The sequence below is a fragment of the Streptomyces sp. CG 926 genome, assembly GCF_003148825.1.
Lineage (GTDB): Bacteria > Actinomycetota > Actinomycetes > Streptomycetales > Streptomycetaceae > Streptomyces.
Genome location: NZ_QGGZ01000015.1, coordinates 12,834 through 29,633, shown reverse-complemented (window position 1 = coordinate 29,633; position 16,800 = coordinate 12,834). Strand labels below are relative to the sequence as shown.

General features: G+C 69.3%; 16 protein-coding genes, 1 tRNA gene and 2 pseudogenes. 11 read left to right on the top strand and 8 right to left on the bottom strand.

The window, feature by feature from the left end; all coding sequences use genetic code 11:
* The first annotated feature begins 214 nt into the window (after positions 1–214).
* On the top strand, positions 215–1,066 hold the full coding sequence (locus BCL76_RS40115; RefSeq protein ID WP_258310038.1) for a hypothetical protein: 852 nt from the start codon (positions 215–217) through the stop codon (positions 1,064–1,066).
* A gap of 59 nt (positions 1,067–1,125) precedes the next feature.
* Positions 1,126–1,667 (top strand): annotated as a pseudogene (locus BCL76_RS32570) (IS5 family transposase); the annotation flags it as partial.
* A gap of 177 nt (positions 1,668–1,844) precedes the next feature.
* Here the strand turns inward: BCL76_RS32570 and BCL76_RS32565 are convergent.
* Both BCL76_RS32565 and BCL76_RS32560 read right to left on the bottom strand, forming a co-directional pair.
* Positions 1,845–2,708: an ABC transporter permease subunit gene (locus BCL76_RS32565; protein ID WP_109782970.1), complete on the bottom strand. Its 864-nt coding sequence runs from the start codon at positions 2,706–2,708 to the stop codon at positions 1,845–1,847.
* The gene (locus BCL76_RS32560; RefSeq protein ID WP_109782969.1) at positions 2,705–3,616 is read right to left on the bottom strand and encodes an ABC transporter ATP-binding protein; all 912 of its coding nucleotides are present in this window, start codon (positions 3,614–3,616) and stop codon (positions 2,705–2,707) included. The genes BCL76_RS32565 and BCL76_RS32560 overlap by 4 nt, the downstream gene beginning before the upstream one ends.
* Before the next feature lie 132 nt (positions 3,617–3,748).
* Here BCL76_RS32560 and BCL76_RS32555 point away from each other — a divergent pair, with 132 nt between their 5' ends.
* From BCL76_RS32555 to BCL76_RS32545, 3 genes are all read left to right on the top strand, one after another.
* On the top strand, positions 3,749–4,918 hold the full coding sequence (locus BCL76_RS32555; protein ID WP_109782968.1) for a sensor histidine kinase: 1,170 nt from the start codon (positions 3,749–3,751) through the stop codon (positions 4,916–4,918).
* Complete coding sequence (locus BCL76_RS32550; RefSeq protein ID WP_109782967.1) at positions 4,915–5,577, top strand: response regulator; 663 nt, start codon at positions 4,915–4,917, stop codon at positions 5,575–5,577. Before BCL76_RS32555 ends, BCL76_RS32550 begins: the two co-directional genes overlap by 4 nt.
* 196 nt (positions 5,578–5,773) lie before the next feature.
* Positions 5,774–6,451, top strand: a complete 678-nt coding sequence (locus tag BCL76_RS32545; protein WP_109783109.1) for a recombinase family protein — start codon at positions 5,774–5,776, stop codon at positions 6,449–6,451.
* Positions 6,452–6,706: 255 nt separating this feature from the next.
* Here the strand turns inward: BCL76_RS32545 and BCL76_RS32540 are convergent, their stop codons facing one another.
* Together BCL76_RS32540 and BCL76_RS32535 are read right to left on the bottom strand one after the other, a co-directional pair.
* The gene (locus BCL76_RS32540; protein WP_109783108.1) at positions 6,707–7,375 is read right to left on the bottom strand and encodes a hypothetical protein; all 669 of its coding nucleotides are present in this window, start codon (positions 7,373–7,375) and stop codon (positions 6,707–6,709) included.
* Between the two features lie 344 nt (positions 7,376–7,719).
* On the bottom strand, positions 7,720–8,643 hold the full coding sequence (locus BCL76_RS32535) for a hypothetical protein (RefSeq protein WP_146228472.1): 924 nt from the start codon (positions 8,641–8,643) through the stop codon (positions 7,720–7,722).
* Between the two features lie 417 nt (positions 8,644–9,060).
* Between BCL76_RS32535 and BCL76_RS38665 the strand changes: the two genes are divergently transcribed.
* From BCL76_RS38665 to BCL76_RS32520, 4 genes and pseudogenes are all read left to right on the top strand, one after another.
* Positions 9,061–9,324, top strand: coding sequence for a hypothetical protein (locus tag BCL76_RS38665; RefSeq protein WP_146228471.1), 264 nt, complete (start codon positions 9,061–9,063; stop codon positions 9,322–9,324).
* A 935-nt stretch (positions 9,325–10,259) separates the two neighbouring features.
* Entirely contained in the window at positions 10,260–10,583 is a 324-nt protein-coding gene (locus tag BCL76_RS32530; RefSeq protein WP_146228470.1) for a hypothetical protein, read from the top strand.
* A gap of 67 nt (positions 10,584–10,650) precedes the next feature.
* Positions 10,651–10,884: pseudogene (locus BCL76_RS40565) on the top strand (DUF4291 family protein); the annotation flags it as partial.
* A 148-nt stretch (positions 10,885–11,032) separates the two neighbouring features.
* Positions 11,033–11,105, top strand: a tRNA-Gly gene (locus tag BCL76_RS32520).
* A gap of 157 nt (positions 11,106–11,262) precedes the next feature.
* Here BCL76_RS32520 and BCL76_RS32515 read toward each other — a convergent pair.
* Positions 11,263–11,814 carry a hypothetical protein gene (locus tag BCL76_RS32515; RefSeq protein WP_109782964.1) on the bottom strand — a complete coding sequence of 184 codons (552 nt, stop codon included), beginning with the start codon at positions 11,812–11,814 and terminating at the stop codon, positions 11,263–11,265.
* Between the two features lie 200 nt (positions 11,815–12,014).
* On the opposite strand from BCL76_RS32515, the gene BCL76_RS32510 reads away from it, so the two are divergent.
* Positions 12,015–12,908 carry a methyltransferase domain-containing protein gene (locus tag BCL76_RS32510; protein WP_109782963.1) on the top strand — a complete coding sequence of 298 codons (894 nt, stop codon included), beginning with the start codon at positions 12,015–12,017 and terminating at the stop codon, positions 12,906–12,908.
* A 101-nt stretch (positions 12,909–13,009) separates the two neighbouring features.
* Here the strand turns inward: BCL76_RS32510 and BCL76_RS32505 are convergent, their stop codons facing one another.
* The 3 genes from BCL76_RS32505 to BCL76_RS32495 all read right to left on the bottom strand — a co-directional run bounded on the left by BCL76_RS32505 (position 13,010) and on the right by BCL76_RS32495 (position 15,651).
* Positions 13,010–14,185, bottom strand: a complete 1,176-nt coding sequence (locus BCL76_RS32505) for a PP2C family protein-serine/threonine phosphatase (RefSeq protein ID WP_109782962.1) — start codon at positions 14,183–14,185, stop codon at positions 13,010–13,012.
* A 115-nt stretch (positions 14,186–14,300) separates the two neighbouring features.
* The gene (locus tag BCL76_RS32500) at positions 14,301–14,717 is read right to left on the bottom strand and encodes an ATP-binding protein (RefSeq protein ID WP_258310037.1); all 417 of its coding nucleotides are present in this window, start codon (positions 14,715–14,717) and stop codon (positions 14,301–14,303) included.
* Between the two features lie 409 nt (positions 14,718–15,126).
* Positions 15,127–15,651 carry a peptidylprolyl isomerase gene (locus tag BCL76_RS32495; RefSeq protein ID WP_258310036.1) on the bottom strand — a complete coding sequence of 175 codons (525 nt, stop codon included), beginning with the start codon at positions 15,649–15,651 and terminating at the stop codon, positions 15,127–15,129.
* 418 nt (positions 15,652–16,069) lie between these two features.
* Here BCL76_RS32495 and BCL76_RS32490 point away from each other — a divergent pair, with 418 nt between their 5' ends.
* Complete coding sequence (locus BCL76_RS32490) at positions 16,070–16,738, top strand: hypothetical protein (protein WP_109782960.1); 669 nt, start codon at positions 16,070–16,072, stop codon at positions 16,736–16,738.
* The last annotated feature ends 62 nt before the right edge of the window (positions 16,739–16,800 follow it).

Here is a 16,800-nt window from a genome sequence, read left to right as displayed (position 1 = left end):
CTGACCAACGGAGTGCTGGTGGACTGCATGTACGCGGCGGAGCGGGTGGCGCTGTGTTGGGCGTGACCCGTCGCTGACACCCGGATGTGGCACGTGAGGAATACCGGACTGCGGAACAGCGCCGCAATGTGCGGCTTTCGCGGTTCACACCTTTTGTCGCGTCGGATAAGGAGAGCTTATCCGACGCGATGTCTCTCACCGCTACGGTTCCGTCATGACGACGACGCCTCGCCCGCGGTTCTCCGTCCGCGCCGGACTCACTGCCGCACCCGAACACGATGGCCCCTTCGAGGACGTGCCCGACCACCTGCGTGATCCCCTGCAGACCTGGGTGGGCCTCGCCTTTACGACTAGTGCCGGCAGCACGAACGAGGCCGAGGCGCTCTCCGTATGCCTGCGCATGCGCATAGCCGCGAGGGACTCCCGGTATGCGGCCACCCTGGCCAGCAGGGAGGGACTCCTGCTGCTCGACGTCATCGACAGCACTCTGGAGTGGCGCCCGGACTCGATGACGTCCCAGGACATCGATACGCTCAGCTACCTACTCGACCAGGGCGGTTCCGCCTACCGGGTCAACGAAGAACGGGACGGGCTCGAGGAGCGCGTCGCCCCGGGTGTGCGCGACGCCGTCCGCCGGACCGTCGCGGACGCGGCGACCGTATCTGCTGCGGGGTCGGCCGCCGACCACCTGGCCACGGCGTGGCAGGCGGCCTACGGGCGCAGCCCGGATCCGGTGCGCGCGTACAGCGAGGCCATCAAGGCGGTGGAGGCCGCGGCGCAGGCCGTCATCGAGCCGAACAACGCCAACGCCACGCTCGGCTCGATGCTCGGCGAGATCAGGAACGCCCGGCACAAGTTCAGCACCGTGCTGTCCACGCCCACGGGCGGCGACCCCATCGCGCCGGTGGAGGCAATGATGCAGGCCCTATGGAAGGGGCAGACCGCACGGCACGGCGGACAGAACGCCACCGTGCTCGAGACTCTCGAAGCAGCCAGAGCGGGAGTCCACCTTGCTGCGGCCTTGGTGCAGTGGTTCGTTTCCGGGGTAGTAACCCGCACCACCTAATTGATTCGTCGCATGCTCGCGAGGGGCGCTTCGAGCTCAAGACCTCGGTGACTGGGCTCGACTCCAGCATCCTCCGTGCCCACCAGCACGCGGCCGGAGCCCGAAAAGGGGGCTCCGAAGCCCGGCCCTCGGCCGGTCCCGGGGCGGGCTGACCAGCAAGATTCACCTGGCTTGCGACGGCTCTGGCCGACCGCTCGCCTTCGTGCTGACGGGCGGGAACACCAACGACTGCACCCAGTTCACCGCCGTGATGGAGGCGATACGGGTGCCGCGGATCGGACATGGCCGACCTCGGACCAGGCCCGACCGTGTCATCGGCGACAAGGGCTACAGTTCGAAGGCGATCCGCGTCTGGCTGCGGCGCCGGGGCATCGCGCACACCATCCCGGAGCGGTCGGACCAGGTCCGCAACCGGGCCCGGCGCGGCAGCCGGGGTGGCCGCCCGCCGGCCTTTGAGAAGCAGGTCTACAAGCACCGCAACGTGGTGGAGCGGTGTTTCAACCGCCTCAAGCAATGGCGCGGGATCGCCACCAGGTACGACAAGACGGCCCAGGCCTACCGAGCAGCCGTCACTCTCGCATCGCTCCTGATGTGGGCGTGACACTTTGACGACAACTCCTAGCCCAGATCTCCCCGTACCTGACCGAGCACATCATGCGTTTCGGCGAGTACTCCACCCACGAACTCGGCATCACCCCGGACGACTACGATGCCCACCTCGACGTCGACTTCAGTACGCTCGGCAAAGACGTGGCGGAGGCCACCCGCTGAGCCGGGCTCAGACATCCCGGCGCCGCACGACAATCACGGCGACGGCTACCGAGACGAGCGCCCAGGCCGCGAGCGCCGTCCAGGAGCCCGTGATCGTAGCCGGATACTCGCCCAGGCTGGTGTTGGAGTCCGGGTTCAGTGCCAGCCGGCCCTCGGCGGCCAGCGGCAGGTGGTTGCCGATCTCCTTCAAGAACCTGTACCTCTCGCCACCGAAGAGCATGGGCAGGATGAAGAGCAGTCCTACGACCGCGACGATCGAGGCCGTGGCGTGTCTCAGGACGGCGCCGAGCGCCATGCCGATGAGCGCGCAGACCGGGATGACCAGAGCGTATGCCGTGACGGCCCGCAGGCAGCCGGGGTCATGGATGGAGAGTCCGACGTGGCGCGAGGCCAGCATCGCGTTGGTGGTGAAGAACGACGTCACGGAGACGATCACACCGAGGGCGAGCGTGATCGCCGTGACAAGGGTCACCTTGGCGGTGATCACCGCGCGCCGGTCGGGGGTGGCGGCGAGCGTGGTGCGGATCATTCCGGTGGCGTACTCGCCGAAGACCGTGATGGCGCCGAAGCTGGCCGCGGCCAGTGCCATGACGTCGGCGGCGATGCTGCCCAGGCCGTGGAACAGCGGGTCGTACTTGTAGGGCGGGAGGCCGGGTAGTGGGGGATGCGGCTGGTCGATGTACGTCAGGTCGGAGTGGACAGCGTTCACGTTGATCGCGATGGCGACCACGGCGCTGAGGGCGAGCACCCAGTAGGTCGACCGTAGGGACCGCATCTTGATCCACTCAGCGGCGAGCAGGTCGACGAACCTGCCCACCGGTTCGGCGGCGCGCTCGGACGGCCGGGTGCCGGAGAACGTCATGGTGCTCATCGGGCTTCTCCTGCGAGGTATTCGACGCTGTCGGCGGTGAGGGACATGAACGCCGACTCCAGGGACGAGGTGTGGGTGGCGAGCTCGTGCAGCACGATGCGGTGCCGGTGGGCGAGGTCGCCGATCCGGGCTGCGGTCAGGCCGGTGACCCGGCCCGCCTGGTCGCTCTCGCGGCGCACCGACGCACCCTCGGCGATCAGCAGGGCCTCCAGGGCCGCCAGGTCGGGCGTGTGCACGGTCACGCCCAAGGAGGCGTTGCGGGCTGAGAAGTCCTCCAGGCTCTCGTCGGCGATCAGCCGGCCCTGGCCGATGACGATGAGCCGGTCGGCGGTGTGCTCCATCTCGGCCATCATGTGACTGGAGACGAACACGGTGCGACCCTCGGACGCCAGACGGCGGAAGAGGCCACGCACCCACAGCACGCCCTCGGGATCCAGACCATTCAGGGGCTCGTCGAACAGGAGCACCGGCGGATCGCCGAGCAGGGCGCCCGCGATGCCCAGACGCTGCTTCATCCCGAGGGAGAACCCTCCGATCCGGCGCCGCGCCGCCTTGGCCAGCCCGACCTCCTGGAGGACCTCGTCCACGCGGGCCGACGGGATGCGGTTGCTGCGGGCCAGGGCCGACAGGTGTGCCTGTGCGCTGCGTCCGCCGTGGACATCCTGGGCGTCCAACAGCGCGCCGACGTGACGCAGTCCGCGCGGGCGGTGCGAGAAGGGAACCCCGCCCACGGTGACGGACCCACTGGTGGGCGCGTTCAGGCCCAGGATCATCCGCAGTGTGGTGGACTTGCCGGCGCCGTTCGGGCCGAGGAAGCCGGTGACCTTGCCCGGTTCCACAGTGAAGGTCAGGTTGTCGACGGCGACGGTGTCGCCGTACCGCTTGGTCAGCCGGGTGGATTCGATCATGGGTCCAAGCTGCCGGGGAGAGCAAGGAGCCGACATCGGCTGGTGGTTCACACCTGTGAGCCCTGCTGGTAGCCCGGGGGATTACGCCCGTGGGCCAATGCCCCGGTGAGAGCGCGTCGATAGGATCGGCCGATGATCGCCACTCCCCATCCACCCCTACTCAAACGCGTGCCACCGGGTGTGTGGGTGGCGGCCTTCTGGTCGACCCTCATCCTGCTACGCACGTTCCAGCGGCCGGACGAACTGCAGCGTCTGCTCCGGTACAACGGCAACATCGAGGACGCACCGCTCCTGGTCACCGCCGTCGTCACGACCCTGGGCGCGTCGCTCCTGGTCCGCGCGCCGCTGGCGGCCGTGGCCATCGCGCTCGCGGGCGCCGTGTTCACGCTCGGGATGCCCGTGCGGGCGACGCCGGTCGTGCTCTTCCTGCTGGCCGACGCGGCCGTGGGCTACACCGCGGCGACCCGCTCACGGCGGGTCTCGGTCCTCGCCGCCGTGCTCCCGGTCGGCGTCCTGGCCGTGTACACGGTCTGGCGTCTGGGACGCGGGTACTTCTTCAACCTCTCGGTGCCGGCCGCCCTCGCGTCGACCGTCGTCATCGCCTGGCTGATCGGCAACACGATCCATCAGAACCGGGCACACGCGGACACGGTACGCGCCCAAGCCACGCAGCAGGCGGTCACGGCCGAGCGGCTGCGGATCGCCCGGGAGCTGCACGACATGGTCGCCCACAACATCGGCATCATCGCCATCCAGGCCGGCGTGGGCAGCCTGGTCATGGACACCCAGCCCGCCGAGACGCGTAACGCGCTGGATGCCATCGAGGCCACCAGCAGAGAAACCCTCGCCGGCCTGCGGCGGATGCTCGGCGCACTGCGCCGCAGTGACCCGGAGTCCGCGCCGCTGGATCCGCTCCCTGGTCTGGCCGCCATCGGTCAGCTGGTCGGGAAGACCGCGGCCGCCGGGGTCCGGGTCGACGTCCGGTGGCGGGGGGAACGTCGCGACCTGCCCTCCGACGTCGACCTGGCGGCCTTCCGCATCGTCCAAGAGGCGGTTACCAACGTCGTGCGGCATTCCGGCACCCGGGACTGCAGCGTCACGATCGACTACCGCCCCGACGAACTGGCCGTCGATATCGTCGACCTCGGCTCGGGCGGCACCGTCGCAGAATCTGGATACGGCATCGCCGGAATGCGCGAACGGGTCAGTCTGCTGCACGGCGAGTTCGACGCCGGGCCGCGTCCTGAAGGCGGCTTCCGTGTGGCAGCTCGGCTTCCGGTGCCTGTGGAGGCAGGCCGGTGATCCGTGTCGTTCTGGTCGACGACCAGCCCCTGATCCGTTCCGGCCTGCGCGTCCTCATCGCCGACATCCCCGACCTGGAGGTAGCAGGGGAGGCCGGGAACGGTGCCGAGGCGGTGGAACTGGTCCAACAGCTACGGCCGGACGTCGCCATCATGGACATCCGCATGCCCGGCATGGATGGCATCGAGGCCACCCGCCGGATCAACGCGGATCCGGAGGCGAAGACCCGCGTACTCGTCCTCACCACTTTCGACGAAGACGAGTACGTCTATGGCGCGCTTCGTGCCGGAGCGAGCGGCTTCCTCGTCAAGGACATGCCGCTGAAGACCATCCTCGACGGGATCAGGGTCGTCGCCGCCGGAGATGCCCTCATCGCTCCGAGCGTCACCCGCCGTCTCATCGAGGAGTTCGCGGCACGGCCCGAACCCGCCGCCACTACCCGCCGGGCCGTGGTCGACGGCATCACCGACCGGGAACGCGAGGTCCTGACCCTCGTCGGCCGCGGCCTGTCCAACACCGAGATCGCCGAAGAGCTGACCATCAGCGTGGCCACCGCCAAAGCCCACCTCGCACGGCTCTTCACCAAACTCGACGCACGCGACCGGGTACACCTCGTCATCCTCGCCTACGAGATCGGCCTGGTCGCGCCCCCACGGTGAGGTTCACCGGCGGATGATCAGGCCGCCGACGGACCATCCGCAGCAGCAATGAAGATCGCGATAGCAGCTGGCTTCGCTCTCCACGCTTCAGAAAACCAACGTTTATTGAAGATTGCCGGGCGGGCCGCCAAGACGCCTCCAGAGCCTTCAAAAACCAAGGCCGTTCAACAACACCCGACCACCGTTTTCTGACAGGATTCCGGGCGCGAGCACGCCACTTGAACCTGACGCTTTCGAACTTCTGGTCGCCGAGCCCGCCGTACGCACCGAGATCCGCATCGGATACGCACGGGTGTCCACCGGCGGACAGAAGCTCGACCGCCAGCTCGACGCCCTCACCGCGGTCGGCTGCCGCCGGATCTTCGCCGACAAGAAGTCCGGGAAGAACGACCTGCGGCCCGAGCTGAAGGCGTGCCACGCCTTCCTCGCCGCCGGCGACACCCTGGTGGTGCCCGCCCTCGACCGCTACGGCCGTTCGTTGCAGGACCTGATCACGATGGTCGGCGAGCTGCGCAAGCGGGAGATCGGTTTCGCCTCGCTGCACGAGCGGCTCGACACCACCACCCCCGGCGGCCGGCTGGTGTTCCACGTCTTCGCCGCGCTGGCGGAGTTCATCCGTGAGCTGGTCGTCTCCGGCACCCGCGAGGGCCTGGCCGCCGCCCGTGCCCGGGGGAAGGTCGGCGGCCGGCCCAGCGTCGTCAATGCGGACATCATCCGGGCTGCCCGCGACATGCTGCCCAACCCCGACCACTCGATCACCTCGATCGCCAAGCTCCTCGGGGTCAGCCCCGGCACGCTCTACAACCACATCCCGGACCTGCAGAAGCTGAGGGCCAGCCGCATTCCGGCCCAGCTCGAAGCGGGCAGCCGATGATCCCCGGCGAGCACCAGCTCAAGAGCGGGCCCTCTCCTGCTCGGCGCGGACGAGCCCGGCCTGTCTGAGCCCTTCGGAGCCTGGACCGATCAGGACGGCCAGGAAGACGAGCACGACCCGGCCGAGGACGCTTTCGTCGAACCGCACTGCTGATTCGCCAAGATCATCCCACTGCCCCTTTGGGCTCACCTTGGTTGGACCCCAACAGCAGGCGGCCGGCTGACCGGTGTCTGCGCTGATCGAAAAGACCCACAGCTACACCGGATAGCCGATCTGAGCAATTTCCTCGGCGAGGTCCTCAAGCCGAACTGCGGGGTTCAAGGCCGAGACGATGTCTTGCGTCAGCGGCTTGAGGTCATAGACGTGCTGGACTACTTCCAGGGCCGGCGCCACCTCGTAGTACTCCTCGGCGAACTCCAGATAGGCCTCAGCCCTGCCCTCCAGCAAGAGCCCGAACAGCCACTCAGCACCGTCTGCGTCACCCTCGTCCTGATCCGGGACCTGAACGTTGCCGCACTTCCACTCGGAGTCCGTGCGCTCACGCCACAAGCACACGGTGGCCCGCTGAACGCCGTTGTGGTCGAGGAACGCGACCTCCTGGGCGAAGGGCCGGAAGGCCTGCGGAAGCGAGTCGAACAGACCTGGCCACGGCGCCGGGGGCGACACCCGGTAGGCGTTGATCGGCGACTCGTGGTAGGTCGCCTGGGCATAGATTCCAGACTCCGAGAAGACGACGACGTAGTCATTGCCGCTTCCGTCCTTCATCGACGCCAACTCCTCAGACGGCGCCCACTGCGTGTCATACGAGTAGTACCGAAATTCCCACTCCGGACTCAAGACAGCGTCCAACATCGCCATTGCCTGCGAGCGGGCACGGACGATCTCAGGGGCAGGCAGCCGCTCGATCACTTCATAGACAGTCACAGGGGCAATACAAGCGCAAGCCACTGACACCGCCGCCAGCGCCCCCGACCCGGCCACGGCGGTCTCGGTTCTCGGCAACATTCGCCGGCCCACCCACCGTCAACTGCTCTCCGAGCCCGGCAACAAACGCTCTCAGCTCATACCTACGCAGCCATCGGCGCGCTTTCCCTTGACACGCACTCTCGACAACAGAGTCGCTATGCCGCCCGCCCCTAGGGTGCAGCCATGACCCGCCAACCTCGCAGAAGGTCACACCTTCGCAGGAATTCACGTCTTGGCAGCCACCCAACGCCAAGGCCTGAGCACGAGTGTCCGCACCTGCTCGCTCCCCCACCCCCAGAGGATCAACGGAAAGAACTACTCATCTCATCATCGACCTGCACCGTGCCGGGACCGGCCTTTTCCATGATCGCGGCGTACGTCTTCTCGCCCCGCCACTTCTCCGTGCCGGTGGCCAGGTCGACGCCGACCGGGAACGGGGTGAGGGGCTCGCCGTCCAGAAGGCCGGTGGCCATCCCGGTGCCCACCGCGACGGTCTTCAGTCCGGAATGGGTCCAGCGCAGGGTGTGCGAGGCGGTGTCGATCCCGTACGACACGGAGTCGTCTCCGGCGACCACGGTGACCACCGCCGTGCCGTCCTGCGCTCCGACGACCGCCACCGTGGCCTTGGCCGAAGCCACCGTGGCCTTGGTGGAGCGGAGCGCCCACTCGGGCAGCTTGATCGTCGTCCGCCAGGCAGCCTTGTACGGGGCCGTCGTGCCGACGGCAACGAGCTCGACGGCCCCGCCCGCCGCGTACGTGCCCGAGGCGGGCGTCGTCGTCAGGAACGGGACCAACATCTCCGTCCCGGCCAGGACCGGCGGCAGCGTGTAGCCCTCGGCATCGCTGCGCAGCGCTTCGCCCTGGGCCGTCTCCTCGCCCACGATGCGGCCGGTGGCGAGGTCGACCACCTGCACTCCGGTGGGGGACGCCACGAAGGCCTGCGCGTCGTGCAGCAGGACGGGCGGCTCCGTACCGCCGCCGCGGACCTGCCCCACCAGGTTGGTCCGGCCCTTCGTCGCCGCTTCGGGCAGTGCCAACTTGCCGCGGGCGTCGAACCAGGACGGGGGGTCGTGCGCCACCAACGTCGGTACGGACGGTACCGGTGCACTTGCCGCCGACGGGGCCGTGGTGCCCGGCTTGGCGTCATCGGCGGCCGGACCGCACCCGGCGACCAGACAGGCGGTCAGGGACAGGACGAGCACCAACGGCCGCACAGGAAGCCGCACATGGACCTCACTGGCAGTCGAGCAGACGGGTGATGATCACGGAACGCGCCACACGTCGCGAGCCCGACACGACTGGGTGATCCGCCCGGAGACGGCCGAGGCCGGTGTCAGGGGTCGGCGCGGATCCGGTCGCACGGTCGCCGGTGATGGTCAGCAGCTGCCGGTGGTCACCGGCGACGAATTCCCGAACACCGCACGCGGCACCGAGTCCGAGCGGACGGTGGCGGACGCCTTCCGATCGACGATCGGAGTGCCCGTGGCGGGGCGGCCCTCTGCCGGGTGGGGTGGTAGATCAGTGGTGGAGGCCGGTGGTCCCGGGGGCCTGCAGTTGCCTTGGAGCTGCGGGGATCATTGCCCCGTCTGTGACGGAGTGGAGGCGCGGGCCAGCGGGTCAGGCACGCTCCGTACCATCCATAGGTGATCAACCCGTTCTTCCACACACCCGGACGCCGCTTCATCACCCTGGCCATGCTGGCTGCCGTTGTCGCCTTCGGGTGGTACGCCGTTCAGCCGGTCTATCCGCGATGCACGATCCACTCAGCGGTCGGCTCGGGGGCCCTCGTGTCCGCTGGCACCTCGGCGGAAGAGATGGAAGCCATAGCCAGGCAGGCTTACGAGGATGCCTTGGCCGACGGCGCGTGCGGACCATCACGCGCCCGATTCCGAGACTGGATTGGCTGACCTGATCCCGCAGCCCCGACGAGCTGCGGCCCTTGGCGCCGTCGTGGAGGGCCTCGGGCTGCCAGAGGCCGCCACTACCCTCGCCAAGTCCCGAGCCGAGGGACCGACCGTCATTCTCGGTCCCTCGGCACCTAATCCGTAGGCGGTGACGGGGCTCGGGTTCCCCTGAGTACCGGTCTTCCGGCTCGGCGGTTGCTCCTCGGCTTCGTGGTCTGGTTGTGGGCCCAGCGGCCGGGTTGGACCGGGTCCTCAGGACGGGCCAGCGGTTCGGCTTCTTGATCGCACGGGGGCACTCCCGGCCGCGCCGGGCCGGGAGGAGGCGTGCACGCGCCTGCCGGCCGTCCAGCCGCAGCCCCTGAAGGCGTGCGCGGACTCCGCCGGCCTGCCGCGCCCAACCGGGTAGCCCACCCTGCAGTGCGACGCCCGGCCCTGCCGAAGGGCACGGTTGCGGAAGCGGCCTGCGCGGCCGCGTGCCGGACGATCGTCCGGCGAAGGTCCGGCGGAGAGGGGCTCCGGGTCGTTCGCCGCTCCAGCGCCGCTGGAGGCTTCAGCCTCTGGCGGTCGGCCGTGGCGCGTAGGGCAGCGTCGCGGGCCGGGGAAGAGCCAGCCGCGCGGAGCGCGTCCCCCACACACTCCCGTCCCTACACACCTGACCAGTACGAACACCCGAACACCCTCCCACGCCCCACCGACAACAGCACGGCCCCGCACCCCTACGGGCACGCCGGCGAGAAACCTAGGGGAAGAACGGCGCCGGGTACGTCTTCCACCCTGACGTCACCTCCGACTGGCAGCTGTTCCAGCAACTGACCGCCACCGGCTTGGCCGCAGGCCCGCAGCACGGACTCGCTGATCTGGAAGACGCGATGGCGCTGGTGCGGGGCAGGCCGTTCGACGGCCGGACCCTGCCTTGGGCCGAACCAGTGATCCAGGAAATGCTGTCCCGAATCACCGACACCGCCCACACCCTCGCCCGCCGGCACACCGACGGCGACACCTCTGACCTCGACGCCGCCCGCCGGACCGTCCTGCAGGCACTCGACATCGAGGAGACCTGCGAGGTCCTCTACCGCGACCTCCTCCACATCGAATGGGCGGCAGGAAACCCGGCAGTAGTCCGCCGCACCGTCGCACGACTTCAGCAGATGGCCCGAACGTACGACATCACCCTGCACACCCTCACCGAAACCACCATCAACCTGGTCCTCTCCGACCAGCCCACCGGGTCACCGAGGTCCGCTGACCCGAGCTCCTCCTGACCGCGACGTCTGTGCCGCCGTGCGGTCGTCGGGGCAGGGCCTGCCCTGACGACCGCACGGGAACCGCCAGTGGGACCCGGAACGGGACCTTCACCTGCAACCGCTGCCCCACCGCTCGCTGCTCGGTCTCACAGGAGAAGCCGCACACCGCTACGCGGACGGGTGGATGGTCTCCATCACCGACATCACCACACTTGCGCACGCGCTTCACGACACGTACGGGACGGGGACCTGACTTCAGCGACGCGTCCTACCCGTAGAGCATTCCTATCCAGTGCCCAAAGGCCGCTTAGACCACTAGCGATGTGACGTTCGACGACTGCGGACTCCGGTCAGAGTCAGGGTCAGCGATCACCGCATCGCGGTCGCGGTCGCGGTCGGCGAGGGTGCCTTGGCGGGTGCAGGCCGGTGGTCGGCGTGGGCTCGACGTAGGCTGTCGGGGCCGCGGAGGGCAGGTAGCGCAGAGGTCGTCGCACCTTCTTGCCAAGAGGGATGACGCCGGTTCGAATCCGGCCCAGCCCTCCGCGTGCTTTCAGTCGGCCACGCGGAACGGATAAGGCAAGCGGCCCGGCCTGCCTCCGGGTTCTGCCGAGTCTCGCGCAGACAGTCCGTCGTAGGTCAGCCGCCCTGAGGTCGCCGGGCACGCCTTCGCGGGGAGGCGGGCTCGGCCGCGCCACCTTCAGATGCGCCGCAGGTGTTCCGTGAACAGGGCGCGGGCCTTCTCGACGTCCTCGGGCGAGGCCGCGCCGCGCTTCGGGAGTACGAAGAAGTAGCCCATGCTGCCGGTGAGCACGAACAGTTCCGCGGTCTCGAACCACCAGGGATGACCGCGCCACTCGTCGGTCTCGCCCTGATCGCCGTCGGCGGCGCCGCGCGTGCGCATACCGTCGTCCGTCAGCGTGGTGCGGATGGTGCCGAGGGCGGCATCGTTCTCGTACAGCTCCTTCATCCGAAACCTGCGGTGCCACTGCCGGACGCCGAGCGAGGCGATGACGACGGTGACTCCCACGAGGACGACTCCGCCCCAGCCCAGGTGCCACACCCACACACGCAGCAGCCCGGCCGCGGCCGCGATCAGCGCGGGCAGCCAGAGCATCGCGGTGCGCCCCGGCCAGGTCCCCAAGGTGAACCGGCGCAGGGCCGCGTCGTAGTCCGGGGCCTGCGCGGCGTACTCGAAGTGGGCGGTGCGCAAGGCCGTGGTTCCGGCCTCCCCGGCTTGATCCGTGTTCATGACAGCGGAGGGTACGACACGCTCCCGCGGACGACTCCGCGGGCCCCGGCCGGTGCCACAGCGGTCGCCCACACGCGGACGGCCGGGTCCTCGGGTGTGGGCCGCCGTCGTGCCGGTGAAGTCCGGAAAATCGGAGGCGTCGCTGCCCGCGCGTCTCGTACCCTCCCCCGCACCGACCCATCGATATCAGCAAGGATTCTGTGAATCACTCCGATCTCCTCACCAAGGCCCCCTCGCTCGCGGCCGGCATGGCGGCCGCCGATCACAGCCCGGACGTCCAGCTGTCCCAGACTCGCCACCGCGCCGCGCTCGTGGCCGGCTGGCACATCGCACCGGGCTCGACCGTCCTCGAACTGGGCTGCGGTCAGGGCGACATGACCGCCGTCCTCGCAGAGGCGGTCGGGCCCGAAGGGCACGTGGTGGCCGTCGACGTGGCCGCACCCTCCTACGGGGCGCCGGTCACGATCGGAGAATCGGCAGCCCGGCTCGCGGCGGGCCCGCTCGGGGCCCGCATCGACTTCCGCTTCGGCACCGACGTCCTCGACCCGTCGGTCGACTTCCCGGAAAGCACCTTCGACCATGTGGTGCTCGCACATTGCTCCTGGTACTTCGCATCGCTCGGCCAACTGCGGGACACACTGGCCCGGGTACGGCCGTGGGCGCGGCGACTCTGTTTCACCGAATGGGACTTGACGCCTGCCTCGGACGACCAGCTGGCGCACCTGCTCGCCGTACTGATCCAGGGACAGATCGAGGCGGCAGGGTCGCGTGGCCAGGGCAACGTCCGCACGCCTTTCTCCCGTGAGAGCCTGCTGCGGCTCCTGGCCGAGGCCGGCTGGACGGCCGACGCCGGCGAGCCGGTCGATACCGGAGAACTTCAGGACGGCGACTGGGAAATCGCTGCTTGCCTCGATCTGATCGGAAGCCATCAGCCTCTGGCCGCGCTGCCCGAGCCGGTGCGACAGCTCGTCCTGAGCCAGGCCGACGTTCTCCGGGCCGTTGCCAAGCCGCGCGGCAACCGCGCGCTCGCCGCGTATTCGGTCACCGCGCGCCGCCATACGACCCCGGCGGCCGGCCCGGTCGAAGGTCGGTGAGATCGGACTCGGACCCGTTCTCGGCCTCCCGCACACGCGGGCGCTGCCGGCCCGGGTGACGTCACGCCGTCGTACGCCTCCGTACGTCCCGTGTCGGGCGTTCAGGCCTGGGGGCCGTGCCAGTCCAGGCACAGGACTGTGGCGTCGTCCCGTGGCGGACGGCCCTGGTAGGCGTCGCTGACCGCTGCGACCAGGGTGCGGACGACCTCGCGCGGGTGCTCGGCGGCGGTCTTGCGCAGGAGGCCCGGGAGATCGACCTCTTCGGCTTCGCGATCCTGCATGCCGTCGGTGTGGAGCAGAAGTCGGTCGCCGGGGCGCAGGTCGAGATGTTGGATCCGGTAGGCGCCTTGCCGGCTGAAGCCGAAGGGCATGTCCACCGCCAGTCGCAGTTCCTCGACGGCGCCGCCGCGCAGGAGCAGGGGCCGGGGGTGGCCGGCATTGACGAGCTGGGCGCTGCAACCGTCGAGGGTGATGCGCAGGAGCTGGCCGGTGGCGAAGGTGCTCGGGCCGTGGTCGAGGAGGGCCTGGTGGGTTCGGCGGGCCTGCTCGGCGAGGTCTTCGCCGGCGCGGCGGGCGCCGCGGGAGGCGTTGACCAGGAGGGTGGCCATGAGCGAGGCGTTGACGTCGTGGCCCATGGCGTCGGTGATGGACAGGTGCAGTGTGTCGTGGTCGAGGCTGTAGTCGTAGGTGTCTCCGGCGATGTCGGAGGCGGGGACCAGAGCTCCGGCAAGGCTGAACTGGGGGGCTTCGCAGGAAGAGGCGGAGGGGAGGAGCTGGCGCTGGATCTCCGCCGCCAGGCTGACCGCGGTGGTGCGGTTGCCCCAGTGGTAGAGGTCGGTGAAGCGGCGGTCGGTGACGATGATGTACGCCAGCGCGTGCGCGGCTTCCTCGACCTGTGAAAGTACGTCCGGAGTGACACCTTCGAGGAAGAGTTCCAGGACGCCGATGGTGTCACCGCGGTTGGTGACAGGGGCCAACACCCGCTGCCCATGGCCGACATCGGCAGCCGCGAGGACAGGTCTTTGGGTACGTAGGACCTCGTCGTAGGCGCTGCTGCGGGCGAGCGGGACGTGTTCGAGGCGATCATGGGTGGACGTGGCCCCGGTGTCGTTGACCCGCAGCAGACGACGTCCGACGACATCGACGAAGAGGAAGGACACATACTTCGCCGCGAACCGGTCGCGTAGGTTCCGCGCCACGACATCGAGAGAATCCACCGGGGCGGCAGCATCCGCCGCCGCCAGTACGTCAGCCAGTCCGAGCCGCTCGCGCGCCACATTTACCTCCCAGGGTCACCGGAACACCTGCCCGCAAAATCACGCGATCATCCGCACCCGTCCAGCGCCGCAGAGGCGTCCCAGGGGCGTCCCAGGGGCGTGAGTGGCGTGTGGATCAGCTCAGGCGCACGACGGCCTCGATGATCTTTCCGTCGGGACGCGGGGTGATGCTGATGTGTTCGCTCAGGCGCTGGATGAGAGGCCAGCCATGGCCGCCGGGCAGGTCGGGGCTGTGGGGGCGAACGAAGGGGGCACGCGGGCTGGCGTCGCCGACGGACAGGTGTAACGCGTTGTCCGTGACGGCCGGGAGGAACAGGGTCAGGCCGCCGCCGTGTCGGATCGCGTTGGTGATGAGTTCCGTGGTGACGATGAGTGCGTCTGCTGCGATGACGCTGTCGAGGCTGACACCGACGCGCAGAAGAAGCTCCCCGACGCGGCGGCGGGCCCCGGCCGCCGAGGCGTCGATCGGCCGGCCACCGGTGGGTGGGCGGCCGAACCCGGGGGTGTTGTCGGCTGCGGGCAGGTCCTCCATAGGAGGATCTCCTGCCCGCACCCCGGATCCTCATGCCATGGCAGGTCCAAGCAGCCGTGGCTACATGATCAGCAGGCCGGCGCACACCCCCTGATTCGGGGGGTGTGGGGTGCGCAGGTGGCCCGCACCTCGACGGTGGGCCCACCCTTGCTGATGCCCCGCGGCCACGGCTGCGCGGTCACGGAGTCCGGCCCCGGCGTGGAACCGGGACCGGACCATGGGTGCGATGGCCGCGGGCCGCGCCGTACGGAGTCCAGAGGTTGGGCTGTAGGCGCTTCGCGCAGGCCGGGCACGAAGTCCGGATCCCGCCGCTTCCGCACCCGGACGCTTCACCCGGCCGGCACGGTCCGCCCGGGGCGACCACCGGCGCCGGGCACGCTCGTCGATGACCTGGCCATGTCGCGGTGCGTCAGTGCTCGCAGGACTGCCGGACGCGGCGCAGCTCGGTCCGCAGCACGGGGGTGCCGTCGACGGGCGCCGGCTCCTCGGCGGTCGGCTCGATGCCGCCGGCGGCGACCTTGTCGAGTGTCGTCAGACCGTCGGCGCCCACCGTGCCGAACACCGTGTAGTTCGGTCGCAGTGCGGAGTCGCCGTAGACGACGAAGAACTGTGAACCGTTCGTGTCCGGACCGGCGTTGGCCATCGCCAGCAGGCCGCGCCCGTAGAGGCGGCGCGCGCCGGTCGGATCGGTCGGTGCCGGCGGCAGGTCCACCGGCAGCTCGTCCTTGTACTTGTACCCGGGCCCGCCCTCCCCGGTACCGGTCGGGTCACCGCACTGCAGGACCTGCAGCGTCGGATACGCCGTCAGACGGTGGCACACCGTGCGGTCGTAGAACCCGTGCCGTGCCAGGTGCAGGAAACTCTGGACCGTGCACGGCGCCTTGGCCCGGTCCAAGTGCAGCGGGAGAGGGCCCTGGCTGGTCGGAACAGCCATGTCGACCGTGCCCCGAGCGGGGGTGCGCCGCGGATCGGGCGGCAGCGGAACCCGGCGCGCCGGCGGCTCGTCCGGGGTCTGTGTGTACTGGCAAGGGCCGTGCGTGGTCCGCGGCGGAGCGCCGTCGGAGGCGGTGGCGACACTCCCCCCGGACACGACTAACGCCACGGCCGCGAATGCGCTGATCAGTGCTCGTTTCATCCTGCACGCCCTCCCGATGATCGCCAGGTTTTGAAGCGGTCGCAGTCTAGGGCGTGGCGTGGTCGGCGGGAGTGGGACTTCCGGCCGATCAGTGGCCACATCCCGGTCACACGGCGGGGCGCCACCCGGCCCCGGGTCTTCACTCTCCGCTCTATCGCGAGCACGCTCCGTGCGTCATAGTGAAGCCAAGGGGAGCCCGAATGTGGGGGGTTGGTTCATGATCGAGCAGGCGTACGTCCAAGCCGACGACGAGACCGCACCGACGGTCAAGAACATCAGGGAGCGCATCTCGACGGCGGTGGACGCGACGACGGGCACCGCCCTCGAACGCCTCAAGTGCTGGCTGCAGATGCCGGTCGATTCCACGTTCGCGAAAATGTCGGACAGCGACTGCCAGGTGCGCGCCAAGAGGATCGGCGGTCTGCTGAGCCCCGGGGAGGGCGGGCTGTACGAGCCCAGCGACCTGTCTGTGGCGATCGGCGTCCCGGCCAAGTGGACCGCCATCGACAAGGCCGTGAAGGCCGAGCGCGCCGTGTACGTCAACGGTTCGACCGGACACGTGGGCGGGGCGCAGAGCAAGTTCAACAACGAGCGCAACGCCGGATTCCATGTGATCGTCTTCCTGGCCGTCGGGCAGGAGTCCGAAGGACGCGGCTACTACCTGGGCTTCGACCCGGACGTCAGCGCCACTACGGAGTCTCGGGCGGCGTGGAAGGCGTTGGTCACCGGCGACCCCGAGACGAAGCCGCAGGACTTCACCGCCACGAAGAGCCTGGAGGTCATCAAATCGATGATCCTCGGCAGCTCGGAAGGGGGCTTCGGCCCGCTGGTCCGCAAGTACTACGTCGACACCGGCAAGGCCTTCCCCAAGATCATTCGCGCCTGAGCACCCACCCGCCGGTGCCCCGCCCTCACGTGTGGGCCGACAGCCGTCCGGCGGCCCGGTCC